The sequence below is a fragment of the Marixanthomonas spongiae genome (genome assembly GCF_003095375.1).
GTDB classification, from domain to species: Bacteria; Bacteroidota; Bacteroidia; order Flavobacteriales; family Flavobacteriaceae; genus Marixanthomonas; species Marixanthomonas spongiae.
Genome location: NZ_QEHR01000005.1, coordinates 40,302 through 62,741, shown reverse-complemented (window position 1 = coordinate 62,741; position 22,440 = coordinate 40,302). Strand labels below are relative to the sequence as shown.

The 22,440-nt window shown below is 41.4% G+C and carries 24 protein-coding genes; 7 read left to right on the top strand and 17 right to left on the bottom strand.

The genetic code is table 11. From position 1 onward, the window contains the following. Positions 1-85: 85 nt before the first annotated feature. Positions 86-1,027 carry an NAD-dependent epimerase/dehydratase family protein gene (locus tag DDV96_RS08490; protein ID WP_116694338.1) on the bottom strand — a complete coding sequence of 314 codons (942 nt, stop codon included), beginning with the start codon at positions 1,025-1,027 and terminating at the stop codon, positions 86-88. Between the two features lie 98 nt (positions 1,028-1,125). Between DDV96_RS08490 and DDV96_RS08485 the strand changes: the two genes are divergently transcribed. The 3 genes from DDV96_RS08485 to DDV96_RS08475 are packed head-to-tail and all read left to right on the top strand — an operon-like array spanning position 1,126 to position 4,083. Continuing rightward, on the top strand, positions 1,126-1,836 hold the full coding sequence (locus DDV96_RS08485) for a glycosyltransferase family 2 protein (protein ID WP_116694337.1): 711 nt from the start codon (positions 1,126-1,128) through the stop codon (positions 1,834-1,836). Then, complete coding sequence (locus tag DDV96_RS08480; protein WP_116694336.1) at positions 1,833-2,465, top strand: lipid-A-disaccharide synthase N-terminal domain-containing protein; 633 nt, start codon at positions 1,833-1,835, stop codon at positions 2,463-2,465. The genes DDV96_RS08485 and DDV96_RS08480 overlap by 4 nt, the downstream gene beginning before the upstream one ends. Beyond that, positions 2,455-4,083 (top strand): ArnT family glycosyltransferase, encoded by a 1,629-nt coding sequence (locus DDV96_RS08475; protein WP_116694335.1) that lies wholly within the window; start codon positions 2,455-2,457, stop codon positions 4,081-4,083. The genes DDV96_RS08480 and DDV96_RS08475 overlap by 11 nt, the downstream gene beginning before the upstream one ends. Positions 4,084-4,375: 292 nt before the next feature. Here the strand turns inward: DDV96_RS08475 and DDV96_RS08465 are convergent, their stop codons facing one another. From DDV96_RS08465 to DDV96_RS08455, 3 genes are read right to left on the bottom strand one after another with little or no spacing between them, the layout of a single operon-like run. Further along, complete coding sequence (locus DDV96_RS08465) at positions 4,376-4,945, bottom strand: phosphatase PAP2 family protein (protein WP_116694333.1); 570 nt, start codon at positions 4,943-4,945, stop codon at positions 4,376-4,378. Further along, positions 4,938-5,168 (bottom strand): hypothetical protein, encoded by a 231-nt coding sequence (locus tag DDV96_RS08460; RefSeq protein ID WP_116694332.1) that lies wholly within the window; start codon positions 5,166-5,168, stop codon positions 4,938-4,940. The genes DDV96_RS08465 and DDV96_RS08460 overlap by 8 nt, the downstream gene beginning before the upstream one ends. An 18-nt stretch (positions 5,169-5,186) precedes the next feature. After that, positions 5,187-6,575: an MATE family efflux transporter gene (locus DDV96_RS08455; protein ID WP_116694331.1), complete on the bottom strand. Its 1,389-nt coding sequence runs from the start codon at positions 6,573-6,575 to the stop codon at positions 5,187-5,189. 74 nt (positions 6,576-6,649) lie between these two features. Here DDV96_RS08455 and DDV96_RS08450 point away from each other — a divergent pair, with 74 nt between their 5' ends. Continuing rightward, complete coding sequence (locus tag DDV96_RS08450; RefSeq protein ID WP_116694330.1) at positions 6,650-7,105, top strand: DUF1801 domain-containing protein; 456 nt, start codon at positions 6,650-6,652, stop codon at positions 7,103-7,105. Between the two features lie 291 nt (positions 7,106-7,396). Further along, positions 7,397-8,068 carry a DUF1853 family protein gene (locus tag DDV96_RS08440; RefSeq protein WP_116694329.1) on the top strand — a complete coding sequence of 224 codons (672 nt, stop codon included), beginning with the start codon at positions 7,397-7,399 and terminating at the stop codon, positions 8,066-8,068. 13 nt (positions 8,069-8,081) lie between these two features. Here the strand turns inward: DDV96_RS08440 and DDV96_RS08435 are convergent, their stop codons facing one another. The 9 genes from DDV96_RS08435 to DDV96_RS08395 all read right to left on the bottom strand — a co-directional run bounded on the left by DDV96_RS08435 (position 8,082) and on the right by DDV96_RS08395 (position 17,689). Next, complete coding sequence (locus tag DDV96_RS08435; protein WP_116694328.1) at positions 8,082-9,494, bottom strand: M20/M25/M40 family metallo-hydrolase; 1,413 nt, start codon at positions 9,492-9,494, stop codon at positions 8,082-8,084. Positions 9,495-9,568: 74 nt separating this feature from the next. After that, positions 9,569-10,447, bottom strand: a complete 879-nt coding sequence (locus DDV96_RS08430) for a PPK2 family polyphosphate kinase (RefSeq protein ID WP_116694327.1) — start codon at positions 10,445-10,447, stop codon at positions 9,569-9,571. 7 nt (positions 10,448-10,454) lie between these two features. Next, positions 10,455-11,618 carry a sigma-54-dependent transcriptional regulator gene (locus tag DDV96_RS08425; protein WP_116694326.1) on the bottom strand — a complete coding sequence of 388 codons (1,164 nt, stop codon included), beginning with the start codon at positions 11,616-11,618 and terminating at the stop codon, positions 10,455-10,457. A 3-nt stretch (positions 11,619-11,621) separates the two neighbouring features. Continuing rightward, entirely contained in the window at positions 11,622-12,554 is a 933-nt protein-coding gene (locus DDV96_RS08420) for a DUF6268 family outer membrane beta-barrel protein (protein WP_240607692.1), read from the bottom strand. Between the two features lie 6 nt (positions 12,555-12,560). Beyond that, complete coding sequence (locus tag DDV96_RS08415; RefSeq protein WP_116694325.1) at positions 12,561-13,457, bottom strand: mechanosensitive ion channel family protein; 897 nt, start codon at positions 13,455-13,457, stop codon at positions 12,561-12,563. A 2-nt stretch (positions 13,458-13,459) separates the two neighbouring features. Then, a complete protein-coding gene (locus DDV96_RS08410; RefSeq protein ID WP_116694324.1) occupies positions 13,460-14,767 on the bottom strand; it encodes an ABC transporter permease in 1,308 nt (435 codons plus the stop codon). A 12-nt stretch (positions 14,768-14,779) separates the two neighbouring features. Next, positions 14,780-15,706 carry an ABC transporter ATP-binding protein gene (locus tag DDV96_RS08405; RefSeq protein WP_116694323.1) on the bottom strand — a complete coding sequence of 309 codons (927 nt, stop codon included), beginning with the start codon at positions 15,704-15,706 and terminating at the stop codon, positions 14,780-14,782. A 303-nt stretch (positions 15,707-16,009) separates the two neighbouring features. Beyond that, positions 16,010-17,125 (bottom strand): molecular chaperone DnaJ, encoded by a 1,116-nt coding sequence (dnaJ, locus tag DDV96_RS08400; protein ID WP_116694322.1) that lies wholly within the window; start codon positions 17,123-17,125, stop codon positions 16,010-16,012. A gap of 3 nt (positions 17,126-17,128) precedes the next feature. After that, complete coding sequence (locus tag DDV96_RS08395) at positions 17,129-17,689, bottom strand: nucleotide exchange factor GrpE (protein WP_116694565.1); 561 nt, start codon at positions 17,687-17,689, stop codon at positions 17,129-17,131. Positions 17,690-17,846: 157 nt separating this feature from the next. Here DDV96_RS08395 and DDV96_RS08390 point away from each other — a divergent pair, with 157 nt between their 5' ends. Then, positions 17,847-18,512, top strand: coding sequence for a YceI family protein (locus DDV96_RS08390; protein WP_116694321.1), 666 nt, complete (start codon positions 17,847-17,849; stop codon positions 18,510-18,512). A 50-nt stretch (positions 18,513-18,562) separates the two neighbouring features. Here DDV96_RS08390 and DDV96_RS08385 read toward each other — a convergent pair whose 3' ends face one another. From DDV96_RS08385 to DDV96_RS08375, 3 genes are all read right to left on the bottom strand, one after another. Next, the gene (locus tag DDV96_RS08385; protein WP_116694320.1) at positions 18,563-19,468 is read right to left on the bottom strand and encodes a TIGR01777 family oxidoreductase; all 906 of its coding nucleotides are present in this window, start codon (positions 19,466-19,468) and stop codon (positions 18,563-18,565) included. Between the two features lie 125 nt (positions 19,469-19,593). Beyond that, positions 19,594-20,268: a tRNA (5-methylaminomethyl-2-thiouridine)(34)-methyltransferase MnmD gene (gene mnmD / locus DDV96_RS08380; protein ID WP_116694319.1), complete on the bottom strand. Its 675-nt coding sequence runs from the start codon at positions 20,266-20,268 to the stop codon at positions 19,594-19,596. Positions 20,269-20,270: 2 nt separating this feature from the next. Beyond that, positions 20,271-20,816, bottom strand: a complete 546-nt coding sequence (locus tag DDV96_RS08375) for a DUF4920 domain-containing protein (protein ID WP_116694318.1) — start codon at positions 20,814-20,816, stop codon at positions 20,271-20,273. Positions 20,817-20,927: 111 nt separating this feature from the next. Between DDV96_RS08375 and DDV96_RS08370 the strand changes: the two genes are divergently transcribed. After that, complete coding sequence (locus DDV96_RS08370) at positions 20,928-21,998, top strand: branched-chain amino acid aminotransferase (RefSeq protein ID WP_116694317.1); 1,071 nt, start codon at positions 20,928-20,930, stop codon at positions 21,996-21,998. Between the two features lie 22 nt (positions 21,999-22,020). Here the strand turns inward: DDV96_RS08370 and DDV96_RS08365 are convergent, their stop codons facing one another. Further along, positions 22,021-22,410, bottom strand: a complete 390-nt coding sequence (locus tag DDV96_RS08365; protein WP_116694564.1) for a pyrophosphohydrolase domain-containing protein — start codon at positions 22,408-22,410, stop codon at positions 22,021-22,023. Positions 22,411-22,440 lie beyond the last annotated feature (30 nt).

Sequence of the window (22,440 nt, the reverse complement as noted above, 5' to 3'; positions counted from 1 at the left end):
AAGACTAAAATATAAAAATAATGTTAAACCCGTTAACATTTAAAATGATATATAAAAACTGCCGATTGAAAAAAAGAGTAATAATTTAATTGAATTTAGTTCTAAACCAAGCAATTTGCGCTTTCAACCCTTCTTCCAAATTGGTTGTAGGATTATAATTCAATAATTTCCTTGCCTTATCTATATTTGCTTTGGTACGGGATTGATCGCCAGCACGCGGAGGTTTTGCCGAAATTTCTATCTTGGTGTTCAGTAAGTTTTCTACAGTTTCAATTCCGGTTGCGGTAGTGCTTTCTTCTTCGGTGCCCAGATTGAAAATTTCACCATTTGCTATATCTTCTTTCCCAATAACACTTACAATCCCATCCACAATATCTTGTACGTAGGTAAAACTGCGCAGGTGTTTTTCGCTGCCATCGTACAACGGAAACGGTTTGTTGTTCAAACCACAGTCAATTAAACGGGTGTAAAGCTTATCGGGACGTTCCCTTGGGCCATAGACCGAATACAATCGTAATGAAGTGGATTGTAGTTTTTCTTCACGGGATTTTGCCAACACCAATTGCTCGGCGGCCAATTTTGTTACGCCATACCACGAGGCGGGTTTTGGGACTACATTTTCGGGGAATGTCGCCTCTAGGCCGTAAATTGAGGACGTCCCAATGTTGACAATAAACGGTGTTTTTTTACACTGAAGCACAAAATCAATCAGGTTTTTGGTCGCTAAAATGTTGTTTGAAAAATAATCTTCAAAAGTCGAAGTGTTCGAAATACCCGGATGGGCCGAAAAGTGAAAAATATAGTCTAAATCTTCAGGAAGCGCTTCAACAAGATTATCGGTACGAAGGTCAAAACGCAATATTTCGATTCCTTTTTCAGAAAGGGCTTTGGCATTCAGTTCTTTCAGCTCAATATTATAATATGGAGAGAAATTATCAATCCCAATAACCTGATGGCCCATTTTGGCCAATCGTTCCGAAGTGTGTGATCCTATAAACCCTGCTGCGCCTGTTACGAGTATCTTCATATTGCATTTTTCAGGTTACAAAGTAACAGCTTTTTTTATGTTTCTGAATTATTCAGTAAAAAAGAAATACTTTTGCACAAACAAGTTTGCAACCTTATATGTACGAATTTACCATAATTGTCCCGGTGTACAATGAAGAAGACAACCTTCAACGGGTTGAAAAAGAACTGCTGGCCTACACGAAAATTTCGATTAAAAAAACAGCAATTCTTTTTGTGAACGACGGCTCTTCAGACGGTAGCCAAGCACTAATTGAAGCTATTTGCCAAAGAAATGAAGCTTTTAACTACATTTCTTTTGCCGAAAATTGTGGGTTGAGCGCTGCCATAAAAGCCGGTTTCGATTATGTGGAAACACCACTTTTAGGATATATTGATTCCGATTTGCAAACGGCACCAGAAGATTTTAACCTACTGTTGCAACACATTGGCGAATACGATTTGGTTACAGGAGTTCGAGCTGATAGAAAAGATACATTCGTAAAAAATATGTCCTCCAAAATCGCCAATGGCATCCGCCGTACCTTTACCCACGACGGAATGGACGACACGGGTTGTCCGCTCAAAGTAATCAAAACCGATTATGCCAAACGCATCCCCATGTTCAATGGATTGCACCGTTTTTTACCAGCTATGATCTTGTTGCAAAACGGAAAAATAATCCAAATTCCCATTCAGCATTTTCCACGCATGGCAGGAACAGCAAAATACGGCCTTTGGAACAGGCTGTTTGGTCCTTTGGTGGACTGTTTTGCATATTTGTGGATGAAAAAAAAATACATTAATTACCAAGTGAAAGACAAAGGATGAGCGATTGGCTTATTTACGGCATCGGGTTTTTGGCGCAAGCGCTTTTTTCGGGTCGTTTGTTGGTGCAGTGGATCCTTTCGGAAAAAAGCAAACGCGTCATCACGCCTTCCCTATTCTGGAAACTGAGTTTGTTGGCCTCTTTTTTATTGTTTGTGTATGGTTATTTACGGGACGATTTTGCCATTATGTTGGGCCAATCACTTACCTATTTTATTTACATACGAAACCTTCATTTACAGGGTGAATGGCAAAAGTCACCCAAGTGGTTTCAATTGTTTTTGCTCGCCTTCCCAATTTTTATCGTTGTTTATGCTTATAATAATGGCGAATACGATTTGGATCAACTGTTCAATAACGAGAACATACCGTTGTGGTTGTTGCTTTTGGGAGTCTTTTCGCAACTGCTCTTTACGCTGCGGTTTGTGTATCAATGGCTGTATTCCGAAAAAACCAAAACCTCGCAACTGCCTGTTGGGTTTTGGCGCATGAGCGTAGTTGGGGCTTCGTTGATATTGACCTACGCTATTTTTAGGGAGGACCCAGTATTGTTTGTTGGCCATATCGCGGGTTTAATTATTTATGTAAGAAATATATTCATTTGGAAAAAACAGCGCCAGTTTGAAAATTGAAAGACTACATATCGTCATACTGATTCTCGTTTGCATTGCCATCTTTTTTGTGAACCTTGATGCTATTTTCGTGAACATCATGGAAGCGCGAAACTTTACGACCGCTCGCGAGATGCTGCACGACGGCAATTGGCTGTTGACCACCCTCAATGGCGAGCCCCGTTATCAAAAACCGCCCTTGCCCACTTGGCTCACGGCTGTTTCGGCAGCAATATTTGGGTTAAAAAGCTTAACTGCGCTTAGGCTCCCAGCCGCTTTGATTACGGTTGTTTTAATCTTGTTTTCATATAAACTGGCTTTAAAATTTACAAGAAGCAGGACGTATGCCTTTATTTCCTCCTTGATTATGGCAACGTCGTTTTACATTGTCTTTGCCGGGCGCAACGGCCAATGGGATATATTTACACACGGTTTTATGATGGTGTGTGTTTACCAACTATACCTCTTTTTTACTTCGGAAAAACAAAAATATCAGCACGCTTTAATCGCTGCCTTGTTTTTTGGGTTTTCGTTTATGAGCAAAGGGCCAGTGTCATTATATGCGCTGTTCATACCTTTTTTAATTTCCTTCGGAATCGTGTATAAATACAGGAATTTTAAGAGCCGTATCCTTCCTCTTTTGCTTTTCTTGATTGTTGCTTTCGCCGTTTCAGGTTGGTGGCATTGGTACACCTATACGTTTGACACGCAAGACGTAGCCGCCATTACCCAAAAGGAGACCTCCAACTGGACCAGTTACAACGTGCGTCCGTTTTATTATTACTGGAGCTTTTTTACACAAAGCGGCGTTTGGACTATTCCAGCTTTTATCGGGTTACTGTATCCCTATTTAAAAAACCGGGTTTTTAATAAAAAGGCATATTTGTTCACTTTTTTATGGACGGTGGTTTCGGTGGTGCTGCTCTCCATTATCCCTGAAAAAAAATCGCGCTATTTGCTGCCGGTATTGATTCCGTTGGCATTGAACACGGGGTTTTATATAGAATATCTTTTCCGAAGGTTTTCTGAAATATCAGATAAACGGGAAACCTTTCCGGTGTATTTCAACTTCGGATTGATTGCAACCATCGGTCTCGTTTTTCCTATTGGAGGCTATTTGTTTTTGGGCGCAGATGCGCTTTCAGGAAATTGGGGCTGGTATATCGCGCTTTCCATTGTTCTATTCGGAATCGGTTTTTTTATACTTCAAAAATTAGTTCAGAAAAAAATAAAACCGGTGTTCTATTTAACCATTGCTTTTATCGCCGCGATTATCTGTTTTGGGATGCCGCTCGCCAAAACCTTAACCGTTAATCCTGAATATAAAAGCCTGGCCAAACTGAACGACTGGCAACAGAAAACCGATTTAAAGGTCTATGAACTCACCTACTTTACGCCCGAGATGATCTGGGAATACGGCAAGCCCATTGAAGTATTGAAAAAAGACGACCGCTTTAAAATGCCTGCTGAAGACAGGTTTGGCGTACTCGTCGCGGAACCGGACAAAGAGTTTTTTAGAAAAAAATTTAAACATTATACCATCAAGAAAGTAACGCGCTACGATATGAACCCAAATGCTCCGGGAAGTCGCACGCACCGTGATCGGTTGTATCGGGATTTGTATGTGGTCAAGAAATAACACTTGGACACTTCGATACGAATAGTCCAAAATTCCATTCTGGACTATTCACTCAGCAACCTTGGTTTTAGCCTTTGTTTTTCCACTGTCTGCCGAATTTATACGAAGCAGCTTTTCTTCCCTTAGTAAAGGAACCTGCCCGAATGCTGTGGCAGGCGGGGGTGGCCCGTAGGGTCGGAAGGGTTTATAAACCATATTTAAACCTTTGCAAACAATCAAGGCCACTGAGTGGCTGTTCAAGAATAGAATTATTGAACAGTTGTATCGAAGTGTCATACTCCTATTCCAACCGCTAAGGTTTTACAAACCGCCGTTGTCCCCTAAGCTGAATTCGATAAAACAACAGCCCTATCAACGCTCCAAAAAACATGCCCGTAATGGTGTCCAACGGATAGTGAACGCCCAGATAAATACGGCTATACGCCACTACGGCTGCCCAAAATAATAGTAGAAAGGGCAAGTAACGGTACCATTTTTTTAACAACAAGCTCAAAAACACTGCGGCTGCCATGGTACTGGCCGCGTGTGCCGAAAAATAGCCATAGCGGCCGCAACGTACCGCTACATAGCGCATGGTTTCGCGCAAGGCTTCTACTTGACACGGACGCGGACGCTTTATTCCGTGTTTGAACAAATTGGCCAATTGGTCGGTTGCGGTAATCATCAAGGCGACACTTACCAGTACAACTAAAGTTCCTTTTAAGCCGTAGTGTTTATACACCAAGTACAATAAAACCGCATAAATGGGAATGGAGGACCATTTTTCGGTAACAATCAACCAAAAGCCGTCCCAAGAGGTATTTCCTAACTGATTCAGAAATAGGAAAAGTTCGGTGTCATATTTCAGCAGTTCTTCAATCATCTTCGTAACGGGCTACTTCGCGGTCGTAAAACTCGGTAGCTTCTTTTATGTAATTTTCGGTTTCTGACTCTAATTCTTTCTGGTCGTGGTTGTCGAATTCTTCTAACCATTCCACTTCATCGTCTTCCAAGTTGATGATAAAACGTGGAAATTCAGTATGGATTACAAAAATAGCGGTGGGGTAATCGGTATTATCGCCTAAAATATATTTTGGTAACGTCATAGTTCTGTTTTTATAAAATTAGTCAAGTTCTGCGCCTGCCTTACTTGCAATCAATTTTTTTGAAAGATAATTAAATCTGATGAATAACAGTATGCCCGAAACGGTAAGTCCTGCCAAAAGCCCGAACCAAATGCCTGAACTGCCATATTCGGTATATGTACTTAGGTAGTACATTATAGGAAATCCAATTAACCAATACGCAATAAAAGTAATCAAGGTAGGGATTTTAACATCTTGCATACCCCGTAACGCTCCCAGAGCAACCACTTGCACCGTATCGGAAATCTGAAAGATTGCAGCGATAAACAGCAATTTGGAAGCGATGGAAACCACTTCATAATTATCGGCAAATTCGGCCACATTATCATAATCCAAGTACAACTTGGGAAAAGCAGTGTTGAAAATCATAAACGAAACGGCAAACACAATGGCCATCAAGGTGGACAACAGGAAAATGGAAAACGTGATGCGCCGTAGCTCCAAAAATCGCCGCAATCCCTTTTGGTTTCCTACCCGTATCATAGCAGCCACGCTAAAACCAGTAGCTACCATAAAGGTCATGGATGATAGGTTCAAGGCAATTTGGTTGGCTGCTTGGGGGTTTTTTCCTAAGATTCCCGATAACCAGACTGCTGATGTAAAGATTCCCACTTCAAAAAACATTTGCATAGCCGAAAGACTTCCTAAATTGGATACTTTTTTCAGCATCGCTTTCGATAATGTGAAAAACTTGATATTCAGTACAAAATCGCGCGACTTATGGTGTTGCGACAATATATACCACAAATACACGACCATGATAACCCGAGATGCCAAGGTACCAATGGCCGCACCTACCACGCCCAAGGCCGGCATGCCAAATTTTCCGAAGATAAAAATATAGTTTAAAATAACGTTCACCACATTGGCCACAATGGTGGCGTACATAGGGTAGCGCGTCATAGACAACCCATCACTGAATTGTTTAAACGCCTGAAAAACCACCAATGGAATGATTGATATAGCCACTAAATTAAGGTACGGCATGGCGAGATCGACCACCTCAACGGGTTGGTTCATTACGTACATCAACGGCTTGGCAAACAACAGGATTATAAATAACGAAATGGCCAGCATGGTACACAAGAACAAGCCGTGTTTAAATGAAGATTTTCCCGTCTCGAAGTTGTTTTCGCCATCTGCTTCGGCTACCAATGGCGTTATTGCCGTGGAAAACCCAATACCGATGGACATAGCAATAAACATAAAACTGTTTCCCAACGAAACAGCAGCAAGCTCGGCCGTGCCCAACTGCCCTACCATAATGTTATCGACCAATGCCACAACCGTATGGCCCAGCATTCCCAAAATTACGGGCGTTGCCAGACGGATGTTGTATTTGAATTCTTTAGTGTACCGTTTTAACAAGTTGAAAAAATTTTGGGCAAAGGTAGCAAACCCAATCGGGTTAAATTTGGTAACTTTCGGTAAAATTTAAAACGATGCAATCTAACGCCAAAACACCTGAGCAATACATAGCCGAACTTCCTGAAGATCGTAAAGAAGTTATTTCGAAATTCAGAAATATTATTTTAAAAAACCTCCCAAAAGGGTTTGAAGAACAAATGACCTACGGAATGTTGGGTTACGTCGTACCGCATTCCCGATATCCCGATGGCTATCATTGCGACCCAAAGCAACCGCTTCCATTTATAAATCTGGCTTCTCAAAAAAACCATATTGCACTCTATCATTCCGGAATTTATAGTGATCCCGATCTTTTAAATTGGTTTACCAAGGAGTGGCCCAAGCATGCTTCTAACAAACTCGATATGGGAAAAAGCTGTATCCGGTTTAAAAACCCAAAGAAAATACCTTTTGATTTAATGGCAGAACTGGTTGGGAAGATGACCGTTGATGAGTGGATTGAAAAGTATGAAAGCGTGGTGAAGAGGTAATTGAATGTCGAATGTCGAATGTCGAATGTCGAATGTCGAATGTCGAATGTCGAATGTCGAATGTCGAATGTCGAATGTCGAATGTCGAATGTCGAATGTCGAATGTCGAATGTCGAATGTCGAAAATTAAATGTTTAAAGCCGAAAACACAATATTATTTCAAAACATACATTAGATTATTTTTTAAAAGCACCGGAACTTACAGCTGTTTCAGGTTCTTTTCCTTTTTCGTTCTTTTCTTTTTCTGAAGAAGGAATTGACCGCTCTTTATTTCAATTTCCTGAAAAAACGATGTTGGGAAAACAGGCCGAAGCTTGTTTTGAATTTTTGCTGAAACAATCTAAACGTTACCGATTGCTCGCTGCCAACACTCAAATACAAGGCGAAACGCAAACCTTGGGCGAATTGGATTATTTGGTTTTTGATACCAAAACCAACAAAACACTTCATATTGAACTAGCCTGCAAATTTTATCTGTTTGATGATCGTTTAGGCCCCAGCTACGAAGCGAAATGGATTGGCCCCAATCGCAAAGACAGGCTGCAAGAAAAATTGGATAAGGTTAAAGAAAAACAATTTCCATTGCTCCATGCTTCTGAAACTGCTGCAATTTTAGAAGGTTTAAAACTTGACGTTAATACTATTGAGCAGCAGGTGTGCATTAAATCATTTCTCTTTATTCCGAAGAACTTTAACATAGAAAAATTTCCAAAACAGTATCAAGATTGTGTCTTGGGAACGTATATTCCTTTTTTAGAATTTGAAAGCGAAGAAAATCCCGAAGCCCAATTTGCAATCCCTGATAAGAAACAATGGTTGCTCCCTCCTAAAAATTTGACCGAATGGTTTTCTTTTTCTGAAGCAGAAGAACGTGTTTCAGTATTGATACACCTTAAAAAATCCCCTTTGGTATATAAAAAACAAAAGGGGAAACTTGAAAAATTCTTTGTGGTTTGGTGGTAGGGGTGGGGTCAGGTTAATTTTTTACGTCGCTCGTCGCTGTTTTCGTTCCGTACTTATCAATTAAATACACCAAACTGGCCATGGTGGCACCGCCCAATTCCAATTCGCGTTTGTTGATGGCGTCAAACGTGTCATTAGCAGCGTGATGGTGAACAAAATAACGTTGCGAATCGGGACGTAAACCGGCCAATACGATGTTTTCATCTTTCAATGGGCCTATGTCTGCTCCGCTTCCACCCCTGGTGAACGAATGGATCAAATACGGCTCAAACAACGGTTTCCAGCTTTCAATTTGCGCAAAGTTGGCTTCATCGGTATCAAAGGAGAACCCGCGCGGTGTAAAGCCTCCCGCATCGCTTTCCAAAGCGAAAATATGCTGTTCGTTTTTCAGTTTTGCTTGTTCGGCGTATTTTCTTCCGCCGCGCAAACCGTTTTCCTCATTCATAAACAATACTACACGAATGCTGTGCTTGGGTTTATAGTTTATTTTTTTAAACAAGCGCAACACCTCCATAGATTGTACGCAACCGGCACCGTCGTCATGGGAGCCGTCGCCCAAATCCCATGAATCCAAGTGGCCGCCCACTACAATGTACTTATCTGGATGTTCAGACCCTGTAATTTCACCGATTACATTATACGATTTTACATCGTCAAAGGTTTTGCAGTTTTGTTTAAAGTAGAATTTAAGATCGGGTTTTATACCCAGGGCGCTGCTTAAATAATTGGCCCCGTTGGTACTGATGGCACAGGCTGGAATACGTTGGTCCGCCGGTATGTCGCCATAGCTCATAGAACCGGCATGTGGCAAATCGTCTTGGCGCAGGTTCATAGAACGCACGATAACGCCCACCGCGCCATACTTGGCCGCCTCTGCAGCACCAGCGTAGCGTTGGTCCACGCAACCGCCGTAGGCTTCAAAGGTGTTGATTAGGTTGGCTTGCATAGGGCGGTTGTAAAACACGATTTTACCTTCAATTTGCTCACGACCATAGTTTTTTAAGTCGTCCAAGCCCTGAACTTCGATCACTTCAGCTTTAAGCCCTAATGCAGGGGTGGCTACAGAACCACCTAATGCACAAATATTAGTTGTAGTGGAAACGCCAGGAGCGGTTTCAATATAGGCGTACTCTTTGGTGCCGCGCGTCCATTTTGGGACCATAACGGGTTGCAGCCAAACTTTGTCAAGCCCTAGTTGTTTCAGTTCGGCTTCGGTATATTCCACGGCTTGTTGTGCTTCCAAAGAACCCGATAATCGCCCTCCAATTTCGTTGGATAGATGGTCTAACCAATCGTAGCTTTTCCCGTTTAACAACGCCATATCGTAAAGGTTACGGATGGTAAGCGAGTCTTCGGTATTCACTTTTTGGGCGTAAGAATGACCTATAAATAATACTAATAAAAGAAAAGTAATTTGTTTTTTCATAGCATGTGTTTTCGATTTTAATAACGGAACAAATCCCCGTTCATTGTCCTTTTATTAGGGTTGCTTCTAATATATTATTCATTCTTCAGCTGTTCTTTGTATTCTGAAATTTTAGCCTCGATTTCAGGCGCTAATTCAGGCTCTTTAATATCTTTATAACTGGTCATGGTTTCGTACAGGATTTTTGAAACCAAATAGCGGGCAGTTTTTTTACTGTCCGAAGGAATAATATACCAAGGCGCATATTCAGTAGAAGTGTTGTTCAATACAGCTTCGTAACATTCCATATACTCATCCCACAGTTTACGTTCTTTTAAATCGCCGGGCGAGAATTTCCAGTTTTTCTCCTTTTTGTTCAGCCGTCTCAACAAGCGGTGTTTTTGCTCTTCTTTGCTGATGTTCAAAAAGAATTTGAAAATGATGGTGCCGTTTTCAGAAAGTGTTTTTTCAAAGGCGTTGATCTGTTCAAAACGTTGCTGCCAAAAGGATTCGTCAATATCTGAAACTTTAGTGATATTAGGCAGGTTTTCATTTAAAATATATTCGGGGTGTACGCGGGTTACCAATACATTTTCATAATGCGTGCGGTTGAACACCCCAAATTTTCCCCGTTGTGGCAACGCAATATAGTGCCGCCACAGGTAATCGTGTTTCAGTTCGTTTTTTGAAGGCGTTTTAAAACTGTGCACCACTACGCCCCGACTGTTGAACTCTTCAAAAACTTCACGTATCAAGCTGTCTTTCCCAGCAGTGTCCATTCCCTGTAAACAAATTAAGGCAGCGTATTTTCCGTGGGCGTACATGGTATCCTGAAATTTCGCCAAGTCTTTCCGGGTGGTGCGCAAGGCGTCTTTTATTTCGTCTTCTGAAGCGCCTAAATCTACTTTTGTAGCTGTTTCTTCAATGATTACTTTCTTAGAAACTTTATAATCTGAAATATTAAATGCTTTCATACAATATTCATTTGGTTGCAAATAGTTTTACGTCTTTTTCGCTTACCTCTTTTCCGCCCAAGATAATCAATCGTTCTACCACATTGCGAAGCTCCCGTATGTTTCCAGTCCAGTCGTATTCTTTTAATTTTTTAAGGGCTTTTTCTGAGAATTTTTTGTGGGCCGTTCCGTGTTCATCGGCTATTTTCTTGCTGAAATAATCCACCAATAACGGAATATCATCCCGGCGTTCGTTTAATGGCGGTACTTTAATCAATATTACTGCCAACCTGTGGTAGAGGTCTTCCCGGAAGTTACCTTCTTCAATCTCTTTTTTCAGGTCTTTATTGGTAGCGGCAATAACGCGTACATTCACTTTTATGTCTTTATCGCTCCCTACGCGCTGTACTTTATTTTCTTGTAAGGCCCGCAGTACTTTTGCTTGGGCAGAAAGGCTCATGTCGCCTACCTCATCTAAGAAAATAGTACCTTTATTGGCCGCTTCAAACTTACCGGCACGATCTTTATTGGCATTGGTAAAGGCGCCCTTTACGTGGCCAAAAAGTTCACTTTCTATCAATTCGCTGGGTATGGCGGCGCAGTTTACCTCGATCATGGGGCCTTTGTTGCGATCGCTTTTTTGATGCAACCAATGAGCGACCAATTCTTTTCCAGTACCATTGGGGCCGGTAATGAGCACCCTAGCTTCGGTTGGGGCCACTTTTTCGATCATTTCTTTTATGTGCACAATTTCGTCAGACTCCCCGATCATTTGGTAATTCTTACTCACTTTTTTCTTTAAACGGGTATTTTCCACTACCAGTTCTTTTCGGTCCAAGGCAATGCGAACGGTATTCAACAAGCGGTTTAAATCTGGTGGTTTCGAAATATAATCAAACGCACCCATACGCATCGTATTTACAGCGGTTTCGATATCGCCGTGGCCCGAAATCATGACGATAGGCGTTTCGGGTTTTATTTTTTTAATGGATTCCAGCACTTCTACCCCGTCCATTTTTGGCATTTTAATGTCGCAGAGTACGAGATCGAAGTCTTTATCTTTAATGAGTTCGGTGCCTTCCAGACCGTCTTCGGCTTCGGTAACATCGTAGGTATCGTTTTCTTCGGTAAGGATTTTCACTAAGACGCGGCGAATGGACGCTTCATCTTCAATAATTAAAATCTTTGGCATAGCTTAGTATTTAAATTTTAGTCCAGCTCTAAAATAGGGGGTGTTGGTGGTGTTTATTTCATAAATTTTATCGCCATCGTTGTTTTCCAGCCTAAAGTTATTATAGACCGAGTGAGCAGCATAACCATAAAAAAGGAAATGTTCGGTAAAAAAATGCTCGTAGCCTAATCCCAAAAGCCCGATGGTGTGTTCTATGTTTTCCACCTGTTTTCCGTTGGGGTTTTGTGGTGACATCGGGACAAAATTGGTTTGCAGGTTGGCGAAGATATTGTCCAAGGTGGCAAAAGCCTGTATGGCGTCTTTATGGCTGTCGTTTAAATAGTGGCGTACATTGGTCTTAGGCACCCCCAAGGTAAAGGTCCAATTGGGATGGAACTCTTTAAAATAATTAATAAGGGGTAACGGATAATTACGGCCCGGTGTTGTGGAATAGGTAAGGCCTAAAATAAGACGGTAGGGTTTGGCGACGGTGGTATCATCTTTTTTATCCAAAATGGAGTAAATGCCAAACTCATAAACAATATCATCGCCACCTATTTTCCCTTCTAAAGTAGAATTGATCCGCGCTCCTGCTTTGGCACCAAAACGCCATGTGTCATTGGGTTTCCAAGTGTAGCCTAAGTAACTGTACATACGTTGGGAGGAGTTGACCATGTGTTCACCAAAAGCAGCGATGTCTTCTTCATCTTTTAAGGAATAGTCCACATAGCGGTATTCCAGCCCAACGACAAAAATGCCGTTTTTATCTTCATCGACAGGAATGGGAATTTGAGCAAGGGCTCGATATCGTTGTATGGAATTATCAGATTTTGAAAAGGGAATGTGCAAATATTCAACTCTGGCAAGATCGGTGGTCTGTGCAAAAGCGGTACTGCAAATTAGAATAAAAAAAAGGGTGAAAATGTTTTTTAAAAGTGGGTTCTTTCTCTTTTTCAAGTTATTTTATTTTTTAGTTTGAAACAAATGCACATCGCGTTGCGGGAACGGGATGTTGATTTGGTTTTCCCTGAACAATTGTTCTATGCGAAAACGCATTTCACTTTTAATACGGGGATCGACAAAACTGTCGCCAATATAAAAGTAAACACTAAATATAAGTGCTGAATCACCAAAATCCTCAAATAATACGAAAGGTTTAGGACTTTTTAACACTCCTTTTTGTTTTGCCGCACTTTGCAAAAGCAGGTCGCGCACCAAATTGGTATCGCTGCCATAAGCCACCCCAACCTTAACATACTCCCTTGTTGTACGGTGGTTTTGGGTATAGTTGTACAATGTATCGGTAATAAATTTACTGTTGGGTATAATGATAATCTTATCGTCCCTGGTAATGGCGCGGGTGGTGCGCAGCTTAATATCGGTAACCCGGCCAACTTTGCCTTCGAGTTCAATGATATCGCCCACCAATAACGATTTATCAAGAATGATAAAAATACCGCCAATCACATCTTTAAAAAGGTCTTGGAGCGCCAGGCCAAAACCAACCAACAAAGCTGCCGATGCTGCCAAAAGCGGGGTAATATTAAACCCGGCAACACTTAGAACCGAAATAAAAACAACAATGTAAGTAACGTATTTTATAAACTTGAACACACTGATAAACTTCCGTTTATCACCCTCGACCATTTTACGGGTGTAGATTTTGCGTATCCATTTTAATATAAGGCTTGCAACAAATATGGAAGCTATTAGCAAGAGCAACAAGCCAATGGTTATGCTCACCCGCTTATCACCTTCGCCAAAATGAATTCCCATTTGGAGAAATTCCTGGATAGCGCCCCAGATATCTTCTTTTACAACCTCTTCAATTTTTTCTGAAACGTCCTCCTTTTGAACCATTGTTAGTATTTAAGCCACTTCACTAATTCTTTGTAGCTCGGTTTCTTTCCGTACATTAAAATACCAACCCGGTATATTTTTGCCGCAAACCAAACCATCCCCATAAAAGTAGCAAATAAAATAATTACCGAAACAATTTGTTGCCAAATTGGCACCCCAAATGGAATGCGCATTAACATCACCACGGGCGAGGTGAACGGGATAAATGAAAACACTTGCGAAACCGTACCGTGCGGATTGTCAATAACGGTAAAGAACCCTACATAAACCGCCAAGATCAACGGTAAAAGGATGGGCATCATAAATTGCTGCGTATCGGTTTCGCTGTCAACCGCCGCACCAACAGCTGCATATAAAGAGGCATATAACAAATAACCGCCAATGAAAAACAGGATGAACATAATAATCAAATTGGTTATCGGTAGCGAGGTTACTTCACGAATTACTTCTGCCGCTATTTGTTCAACCCCACTGCCATTGGCCTCCATCATTTGCTGTTGTGGCGTTTGCACGGTAGAAGGGTCTATGCCCAATACCGAAGTAACCACAAGGCCGAATACCCCTATTAAAATTAGCCACGCCACAAACTGGGTGATTCCAGCCAATGTGGTTCCAAAAATCTTGCCCAGCAGTAGTTTTATGGGTTTTACCGAAGAAATGATCACTTCGATAATGCGGCTGGTTTTCTCTTCGATTACACTGCGCATAATCATATTTCCGTAGATGATGATAAACATAAACAATAAATAGCCCGCTGCGCCACCAAAAATCAATTTAAGGCCCGATCCCAGCTTGGAGGTTTCTTCCCCGGCATAGGTTTCCAGGTTGGTGTTTATATTAATGCGCAATTGGTCTATTTTTTTAGGGTCGATCCCTGCTTCCTGCAGTTTTTCGGTGTTTACTTTTTCTTCTATGGCATCTTGAATATCGCCCATAATGGTCAAGGATGGAGAGTCTTCAGAATAAAAAGTGATTTTATTGGCCAGCTCATCGATGGTCTGTGTTTTGGGGATATACAAAAAACCATAATATTCAGATTCTTCGGAAAGTTTCTTTGCCTCGGCCAACGTGATATCGTTCAACGGTTTGTAATGTATGGAGCCGGTATCTTCAAATTGATCGACAAACAATCGGCTTTCATCAAGAATGGTAATGGTGCGCACACTATCGTTATTGATGTTTGAAAGATAAGCGACCAAGGTAAAAATACCGACCAGCAACAACGGGCTTAAAAACGTCATGATAATAAACGACTTGTTGCGTATTTTATTTAAATATTCCCTTTTGAGTATGAGCGGAAGGTGGTTCATGGTTCTTTATAATTAGTTGTTGCGTACCGTTTCTATAAATATATCGTTGGCTGTAGGGATGACCTCCACAAAGTGGGTAAGTTCACCCTTACCTATTAAATAGGTTATCAAATCGTTGGCCGTATGGGTTTCCGGAATCTGTATTTTATACTGCAGTTCGTTGTTGATGCTTTTAAAGGTAGCCGGGAAGAGCTTGAATTTTTGTTTTAAATCGGCCGTGACCACATCGGGATATGCTGTTTGTATGCCCACTTCGTAGGTGTTCGATTTGTATTTCCGCTTAATGTCTATCAATTTACCGTCCAATATTTTGTTCCCTTTGTTGATAAGGGCAATATGGTCGCACATTTCCTCGACCGATTCCATACGGTGGGTCGAAAAAATAATGGTGGCACCATCGTCGCGCAGTTTTAATATTTCGTCCTTAATTAAATTGGCATTGATGGGATCGAACCCACTAAAAGGCTCATCGAAGATCAACAATTTTGGCTGGTGTAGCACGGTGACCACAAACTGGATTTTTTGTGCCATACCTTTGGAGAGTTCTTGAATTTTTTTGTTCCACCAATCGCCTATTTCCAAACGGTTAAACCAATATTTTAAGCGTTCTTTTGCTTCGGTTTTGCTCAAGCCTTTCAATTGTGCCAAATACAATGCCTGCTCCCCTACTTTCATGGACTTGTACAGGCCCCGTTCTTCGGGCAGATAGCCAATATATTGTATGTGATGGGGCTGCAAAGGTTCACCATCTAAGATCACCGTACCCGTATCGGGCATGGTGATTTGGTTGATCACGCGGATAAATGTTGTTTTTCCTGCTCCGTTTGGCCCCAAAAGCCCAAAAACACTGCCTTTGGGAACCTCGACCGAAATATTGTTTATTGCGGTGTGCTTGCCAAATGATTTGGAAACATTGTGGGCCACTAAAAGTTTTTCCATATAGTTTATAATCGATTCGGTAAAAGTATTGAAATGCCTTTGAAGACAAATATCATTTTACCAATTTTTAATTTATTAGTGCCAAGAAATTCTTTAACGTTACGGTTTTTCGAGTATTTCTGAAAAAAAGTATATCGTAAGCTATACAGCTATTGTGTAGTTTATAGGAATATTCAAAAAAACAAAACCCACCCTCTATTAACATAAAGGGTGGGAAAAAAATTGCTATGAAAAAGAAAAATTATCGCTACAAAGCGTAGCGATAAATCAAATATAAGTAAAAATTATTTAATTAACGTTTATTTAAGAAAACATATCTTTTACCTTTTCAAAAAACGATTTATCTTCTTTTTCAGGTTTCGGTGTAAAATGTTCATCATCAACCATTTTCTCGAAAAAAGCACGTTGTTCTTTGCTCAACGTTTTTGGTGTCCATACGTTAACATGAACCAGAAGATCGCCGGTACCATAACCATTAATGCTTGGTATCCCTTTGTTGCGCAGGCGTAAAATTTTTCCGCTTTGCACCCCGGCCTCTACTTTAATTCTAACTTTTCCGGTAACGGTGTCGATTTCTTTTGAAGCCCCCAAAGTGGCATCTGGGAAACTTATATATAGGTCGTAATGTAGGTTATCACCCTCGCGTTGCAGGGTGGGATGCTCTTTTTCCTCTATGGCAACCAAAAGATCGCCTGCAATTCCGTTTCCGGGGGCATCGTTCCCTTTTCCTGAAACTTTAAGTTGCATCCCATCCTCTACGCCTGCAGGGATTTTTATAGAAACCGTTTCTTCGGTGGCCAACATGCCGTGGGCATCGGCGTTTGAGGGTTTTTCGTCTACAATTTGACCGCTGCCACCGCATACGTTACAAGTAGTTGCCGTTTGCATGCGACCTAATATAGTGTTTTGAATACGGGTCATTTGTCCCGTACCGTTACAGGTAGAACAGGTTTTGTACGTAGTGCCTTTTGCAACTTTTTTACGTTTAACCTTGATTTTCTTTTCTACACCGTTGGCTATCTCTTCTAAGGTAAGTTGCACGCGAATGCGGAGGTTGCTCCCTTTTACGGTTCTACGGCCTCTGCCTCCAAAACCGCCAAAGCCGCCACCGCCACCAAAGGCACCGCCGAAAATATCCCCAAACTGACTAAAGATATCGTCCATATTCATACCGCCACCGCCAAAACCACCGGCACCATCGAAAGCTTGATGGCCAAAACGGTCGTACCGGGCTTTCTTATCGGGGTTGCTCAATACCTCATAAGCTTCAGCAGATTTTTTGAATAGCTCTTCAGCTTCAGAATCACCGGGGTTTTTATCGGGATGGTACTTAATGGCCATCTTGCGGTATGCTTTTTTAATTTCTGCCGCCGAGGCGTTTTTATCTATTCCGAGTATTTCGTAATAATCTTCCTTCATAAATTATTGGCCTATCACAACTTTTGGGAACCGGATGATCTTTTCACCCAAGGTGTACCCTTTTTCAATTACATCTACTATTTTTCCTTTTAGATCGTCCGACGGAGCAGGCACTTGCGTTACCGCATCGTGTATTTCGGCATCAAAGGTGTCGCCCTGTTCGGTTTTTATGGGCTCTAACCCTTTAGAACGGAGTGTCTCCTTTAATTTATTCTGAATGAGCTGCACTCCTTTCAACAGATTTTCGTCTTCTGTTTTTTCAATTTCTTTCAAAGCACGGTCAAAATCATCCATTACGGGAAGCAGGGAGGTAATGACATCTTGCCCGGCGGTTTTAAACAATTCTACCCGTTCGCGGCCGGTTCTTCTCTTATAGTTTTCAAATTCTGCAAACAACCTAAGGTAGCGCTCTTTTTCTTTTTCAACTTCTTCTTGAAGCTGTGCTATCTTATCTTGCCCGTTACTTTCCGTTTCGGCAGTATCTTTGGTCTGTTCTTGCTCTTGAGTTGCCACCTCTTCTTCTTGGACAACCTGTTCTTTCTGGGTTTTATCTTTCTTGCTCATAAACGAGATCATTTTTGTTTTTTTCTGAAAGTTGCAAAAGTACTGCCATTTCAGAAGAAATGACAAAATGTCAACACATTTATTTTAATAGTATTTTAAGAATATGAACACCTAAAAAGCATATTTTTGCCAAAACTATAAAAACACAATCAATACTATGAAAAAAACAATCATCAACAGCATGTTGATAGCCTTTATAGCAATAGGGGCTGTTTCGTGCAACGATTCCAAAAATGAAGCAAAAACCTCTGAAGCCAAAACAGTGGCCGAAGCTACCAACGAAGCCGTAGATTATAAGGTGGACGCAGGTGCTTCCACTATTAAATGGCATGGCACCAAACCGACGGGAAGCCACCACGGCACCATCGACATCGCCGAAGGCACCCTTATGGTAAAGGGCAATGCAGTAGAGGCCGGTAAGTTTGTCATTGATATGAAAACCATTAATGATGAAGACCTGGAAGGCGAGAAAAAAGCAAACTTAGAAGCGCATTTAATGGGGACTGTTGAAGGAAAAGAAGGCGATTTTTTCAACGTAAACAAATACCCAACCGCCACTTTCCAGTTAACTGCCATTGAAGCTATGGGAGACCACAGTATGGTAAAAGGAAACTTGACCATTAAGGACAAAACCAACCATATTGAGTTTCCGGCTACAGTAAACATGGATGTTGACAAAATAACTTTGGAAAGCAAACCGTTTACCATAGACCGCACCAAATGGGGCGTTAACTACGGTTCAAAATCGGTTTATGACAATTTGGGTGATAAATTTATAAGCGACGATATTGAGCTTACCGTTTCGCTGGTCGCCAAAAAATAATACCACTGAAAATTTCATTATCAAAAAACGGCTCTACTTGGGCCGTTTTTTTATTTAAGCAGGTTTTTTATCGCCGGTGCCACATTGACGTACCGAAATTCAAAACCGCTTTCCTCCAATTTTTTGGAGCTTACCAACTGCCCTTTGAGTACCAATACAGCCATTTCGCCAAGGATTAACCGCAGTACAAACCCAGGGACATTGGGCAACCACAGGTCTTTATTTAAATACGAAGCAATTTTACGGGTCATCTTTTCATTGGTCACCGGGTTGGGGGCGGTCGCATTGTAAATACCCCTTAAGCCGTTTTTTATGATATGAACGTAAACACACGCAATATCATCGATGTGGATCCAAGAAAGCCATTGTTTTCCACTGCCCAGTGGAGCGCCAAATCCTTTTTCGATAGGTTTTAAAAGTTTTGGGAACGCACCTTCTTCTTCGGCGAGCACTACGCCGGTACGTACTTTGGCCACCCGCATGTCCAGTTTTTTAAATTGATCTGCGGAGGCCTCCCATTTTTGAACCACCTCGGCTAAGAACGTGTCGTCCACAGCGGTGTCTTCTTCGGTATACAAACGGGACTCACTGTTGGGGTAAATACTCACCCCACTGGCCGAAATAAAATGCCGCACACTCGTTTTGTTGTTTTTAAGGGTTTTGAATATGAGGTTGGCCGTTTGGGTACGGCTCTCGATAATGGTTTTTTTGTAGCTTTTGGTCCACCGTTTTGAAATGGTAGCTCCTACCAAATTGATAATAGTAGTCACATCGGTAAAGGCATCGGGATCGATTTCTTCTTTATACGGATTCCAGTAAAATCCTTTGTAGTTGGGCTTGTTTTCTATTTTTTTCTTACTTGTGGTCAAATAATTTACGCTAATGCCTGCATTGTGGCATTCTTTCGTCAATTGGGTGCCTATCAATCCTGTTGCTCCTGTTATCAATACTTTCATAAATCAACGCAATTGTAATATTGTATCTTATTATACCTATTATTTTAAAGTTACAGCATATACAACCAACGGCAATAGCACTTAACGCAATATTAAGAAGCAGGCCGTTAAAAATTTCACAAAGACTATTGATGAATTTTCGTAGCCCGAAGCATTTGTCTTTTTCCGGGTGGGCCAGGCAATCGCTCCACGGTAAAACCTACTGCTTTCATATTTCGGCGTACGCTGCCTTTTGCCGAATAAGTAACCAAAACCCCATTGGTTTTCAGCGCCCGATACATTTTTTTGAATATCTCAAAAGTCCAAAGTTCTGGTTGTACGCGAGCTCCAAAGGCATCGAAGTAAATAAGATGGAACGCTTCGATAGCTTCTATTTCTGAAAAAAATTGTTTTCGTTTGGTAAGCTGAAAATTTGGCGAAATCTGGACTGGCAGTCCCCAGTTGGAAGTATGAAGGTTTTTAAAAGTATCTTTATTTGCGTTCAATTGCTCAGGATAATTCAACCCCGGCAATTCTTCGGCAGGTATTGGATAGGCCTCTATCCCCGTATAATTTATCTGAAGTTTCTTTTCTTTGGCCTTTAAGAGGGTTAAAAACGCATTTAAGCCCGTACCGAAACCAATTTCCATGATGGAAAAGGTGCTGGCTTCGTGAGTATTGCAGCAATGCAACAACCCGTTTTTAATAAAAACGTGCTGGGCTTCGGCGATGGCCCCGTGCTTAGAGTGGTATTGTTCGTCCCAATCGGGCAGATGTATGGTCATAGACCCATCGCCCGTTTTGAGAAACTTGCGTTTCATTGCTATTGCTTTTCGGCCATTTCGGGCAATAGTACGCCGTGCGATAGAATGGCGTAGGTAGTCTTTGGTTCGGTAATGGCAGCGATTTCGGCTTCGCTTTTACCGGCATCTTCTGCAAAATGCTTCAGGTCTTCCACGCTTGTTTTTTCAACATAGGCTTTTCCTGCAACGATCACTTCTTCGGTGGCAATGTCTTTGGGCATAAAAAAACCGTAATCCTTAAACTTTACAAAAGCTTCCTCTTCCCCGCCAATGTCCAAGCGCATCCAGCATCCTTTTTTCTGGCAAACGGAATTCACTGCCGAGCGGAACTTTACAGCAACGGTATCGCCCACTTGCATACCTTCAAATTTTGCTTTCATATCGGCAGCGCTCATCACGTTGGCATCGTCAATTTCTTCCCCGAAAGATTGGTAGGCCATATCCTTGTTGTTTTCGGTGGTTTGCTCGGTTTCGGTTTTTTGGGCCTCAACCGGTTCTTCTTTAGTGCCATTTTTACAACTTACAGCAATAAACACCAATACAAATGCAATTAGAAAATTTTTCATGATTATTTTTTCAGAAATTAATTGTATCTTAATCTTCTACAATTTTAAGGAATTTTTACATTTTTTATGGTGTAAATTTTAACTAATTTTGAACACTAAACATCCTATCCCATGAGTATTGCAACCAACGAACATATAACAGTCGAAAAAATAAAGAAATCGAAATTAGATCAAGTGGATTTTGACAACTTGACCTTTGGTAAAAATTTTACCGATTATATGTTTGAGTGCGATTATAAGGACGGTAAATGGCAGAATCCTACCATTAAACCTTATGGTAATTTGGAACTGTCGCCCGCCACAAAGGTGTTTCACTATGGACAGGCCGTTTTTGAAGGGATGAAAGCCTATAAGGATGACCAAGGCGAGGTGTTTCTGTTCCGCCCGGAGGATAACTTTAAGCGTATAAACATTTCGTCCAAGCGTATGGCCATTCCTGAATTTCCGAGGGAATTCTTTTTTGAAGCGCTCCATACCTTAGTCCAGTTGGACAAAGATTGGGTGCAACCGGGCGAAGGAAATTCGCTTTACATACGTCCTTTTGCTATGGCGACCGAAGTAGGCGTCTCTGCGGCACCCTCTGATGAATATAAATTTATGATCATTATGGCACCTGCTCAAGCCTATTACACGGGCGATGTACGGGTAGTGATCGCAGAACAGTTTAGCCGCTCTGCCGATGGTGGAGTTGGTTTTGCCAAAGCGGCCGGAAATTATGGCGCTCAATTTTATCCTACCAATTTGGCTCGCGAAAAAGGGTTTCAGCAGGTTATCTGGACCGACGCCAAAGAACATAAATATTTGGAAGAAGCGGGTACGATGAATGTTTTTTTCAGGATTGGCGATACGTTGATCACTGCACCGACCAGTGATCGAATTTTAGACGGAGTAACAAGAAAAAGTGTGCTTAAATTGGCAGAACATAATGGCATTAAAGCAGAAGTTAGGCGTATTCAGGTTTCAGAGTTGGTAGAAGCAGCAAAAAATGGGACCTTAAAAGAAATTTTCGGTGCAGGTACTGCTGCCGTAATCAGTCCTGTGAGTGCTTTCAGCTATCAGGAAACGGTGTATGACATTCCCAAACAAGAAGACAGTTATGCCAAACGTTTTAAAAAGGAGTTGATGGACATCCAGCAAAACAGGGCCGACGATCCGTTTGGCTGGCGGTATCCTGTTGCATAGGTTATTTTAGTACTGAAAGTCTTTATTCATTTTTCAAAATAGCCTGGATATTGGGCTTAAAATAATCAGGGCCTTTTAAAATTTTACCGTCTTCCCTGCAAATAGGTTTGCCATCGGCACCTAATTTGCTCATGTTGCTACGTTGTATCTCGTTGAATATTTCTTCTATTTTGTGTTGCATCCCGTGCTCAATAATGGTCCCGCACAATATATAAAGCATATCGCCCAAGGCATCGGCCACTTCTACCAAGTCATTGGCATTCGCGGCCTCTAAATATTCTTCATTTTCTTCACACATCAAAGTATAGCGCAACAAGTTTTTTTCGGTTCCCAAGTTTGCTGTGGGAGTTTTATTAATCCCTAAGCCAAAAGCTTGATGAAATTTGCTCACCGCGGCAATTTTATGCTTCATATTGATTTGTTTAATTGTATTTTTGTTTTG

What these genes read in the sequence shown, in the direction of transcription:
- DDV96_RS08385 (WP_116694320.1), bottom strand. Translation starts at nt 19,468, where the DNA reads ATGAAAGTATTGATAACAGGAGCAACAGGATTGATAGGCACCCAATTG.
- DDV96_RS08480 (WP_116694336.1), top strand. Translation starts at nt 1,833, where the DNA reads ATGAGCGATTGGCTTATTTACGGCATCGGGTTTTTGGCGCAAGCGCTT.
- DDV96_RS08410 (WP_116694324.1), bottom strand. Translation starts at nt 14,767, where the DNA reads ATGAACCACCTTCCGCTCATACTCAAAAGGGAATATTTAAATAAAATA.
- mnmD (WP_116694319.1), bottom strand. Translation starts at nt 20,268, where the DNA reads ATGAAACGCAAGTTTCTCAAAACGGGCGATGGGTCTATGACCATACAT.
- DDV96_RS08415 (WP_116694325.1), bottom strand. Translation starts at nt 13,457, where the DNA reads ATGGTTCAAAAGGAGGACGTTTCAGAAAAAATTGAAGAGGTTGTAAAA.
- DDV96_RS08440 (WP_116694329.1), top strand. Translation starts at nt 7,397, where the DNA reads ATGTTGGGAAAACAGGCCGAAGCTTGTTTTGAATTTTTGCTGAAACAA.
- DDV96_RS08395 (WP_116694565.1), bottom strand. Translation starts at nt 17,689, where the DNA reads ATGAGCAAGAAAGATAAAACCCAGAAAGAACAGGTTGTCCAAGAAGAA.
- DDV96_RS08485 (WP_116694337.1), top strand. Translation starts at nt 1,126, where the DNA reads ATGTACGAATTTACCATAATTGTCCCGGTGTACAATGAAGAAGACAAC.
- DDV96_RS08435 (WP_116694328.1), bottom strand. Translation starts at nt 9,494, where the DNA reads ATGAAAAAACAAATTACTTTTCTTTTATTAGTATTATTTATAGGTCAT.
- dnaJ (WP_116694322.1), bottom strand. Translation starts at nt 17,125, where the DNA reads ATGAAGGAAGATTATTACGAAATACTCGGAATAGATAAAAACGCCTCG.
- DDV96_RS08490 (WP_116694338.1), bottom strand. Translation starts at nt 1,027, where the DNA reads ATGAAGATACTCGTAACAGGCGCAGCAGGGTTTATAGGATCACACACT.
- DDV96_RS08390 (WP_116694321.1), top strand. Translation starts at nt 17,847, where the DNA reads ATGAAAAAAACAATCATCAACAGCATGTTGATAGCCTTTATAGCAATA.
- DDV96_RS08370 (WP_116694317.1), top strand. Translation starts at nt 20,928, where the DNA reads ATGAGTATTGCAACCAACGAACATATAACAGTCGAAAAAATAAAGAAA.
- DDV96_RS08460 (WP_116694332.1), bottom strand. Translation starts at nt 5,168, where the DNA reads ATGACGTTACCAAAATATATTTTAGGCGATAATACCGATTACCCCACC.
- DDV96_RS08365 (WP_116694564.1), bottom strand. Translation starts at nt 22,410, where the DNA reads ATGAAGCATAAAATTGCCGCGGTGAGCAAATTTCATCAAGCTTTTGGC.
- DDV96_RS08450 (WP_116694330.1), top strand. Translation starts at nt 6,650, where the DNA reads ATGCAATCTAACGCCAAAACACCTGAGCAATACATAGCCGAACTTCCT.
- DDV96_RS08425 (WP_116694326.1), bottom strand. Translation starts at nt 11,618, where the DNA reads ATGCCAAAGATTTTAATTATTGAAGATGAAGCGTCCATTCGCCGCGTC.
- DDV96_RS08375 (WP_116694318.1), bottom strand. Translation starts at nt 20,816, where the DNA reads ATGAAAAATTTTCTAATTGCATTTGTATTGGTGTTTATTGCTGTAAGT.
- DDV96_RS08405 (WP_116694323.1), bottom strand. Translation starts at nt 15,706, where the DNA reads ATGGAAAAACTTTTAGTGGCCCACAATGTTTCCAAATCATTTGGCAAG.
- DDV96_RS08465 (WP_116694333.1), bottom strand. Translation starts at nt 4,945, where the DNA reads ATGATTGAAGAACTGCTGAAATATGACACCGAACTTTTCCTATTTCTG.
- DDV96_RS08430 (WP_116694327.1), bottom strand. Translation starts at nt 10,447, where the DNA reads ATGAAAGCATTTAATATTTCAGATTATAAAGTTTCTAAGAAAGTAATC.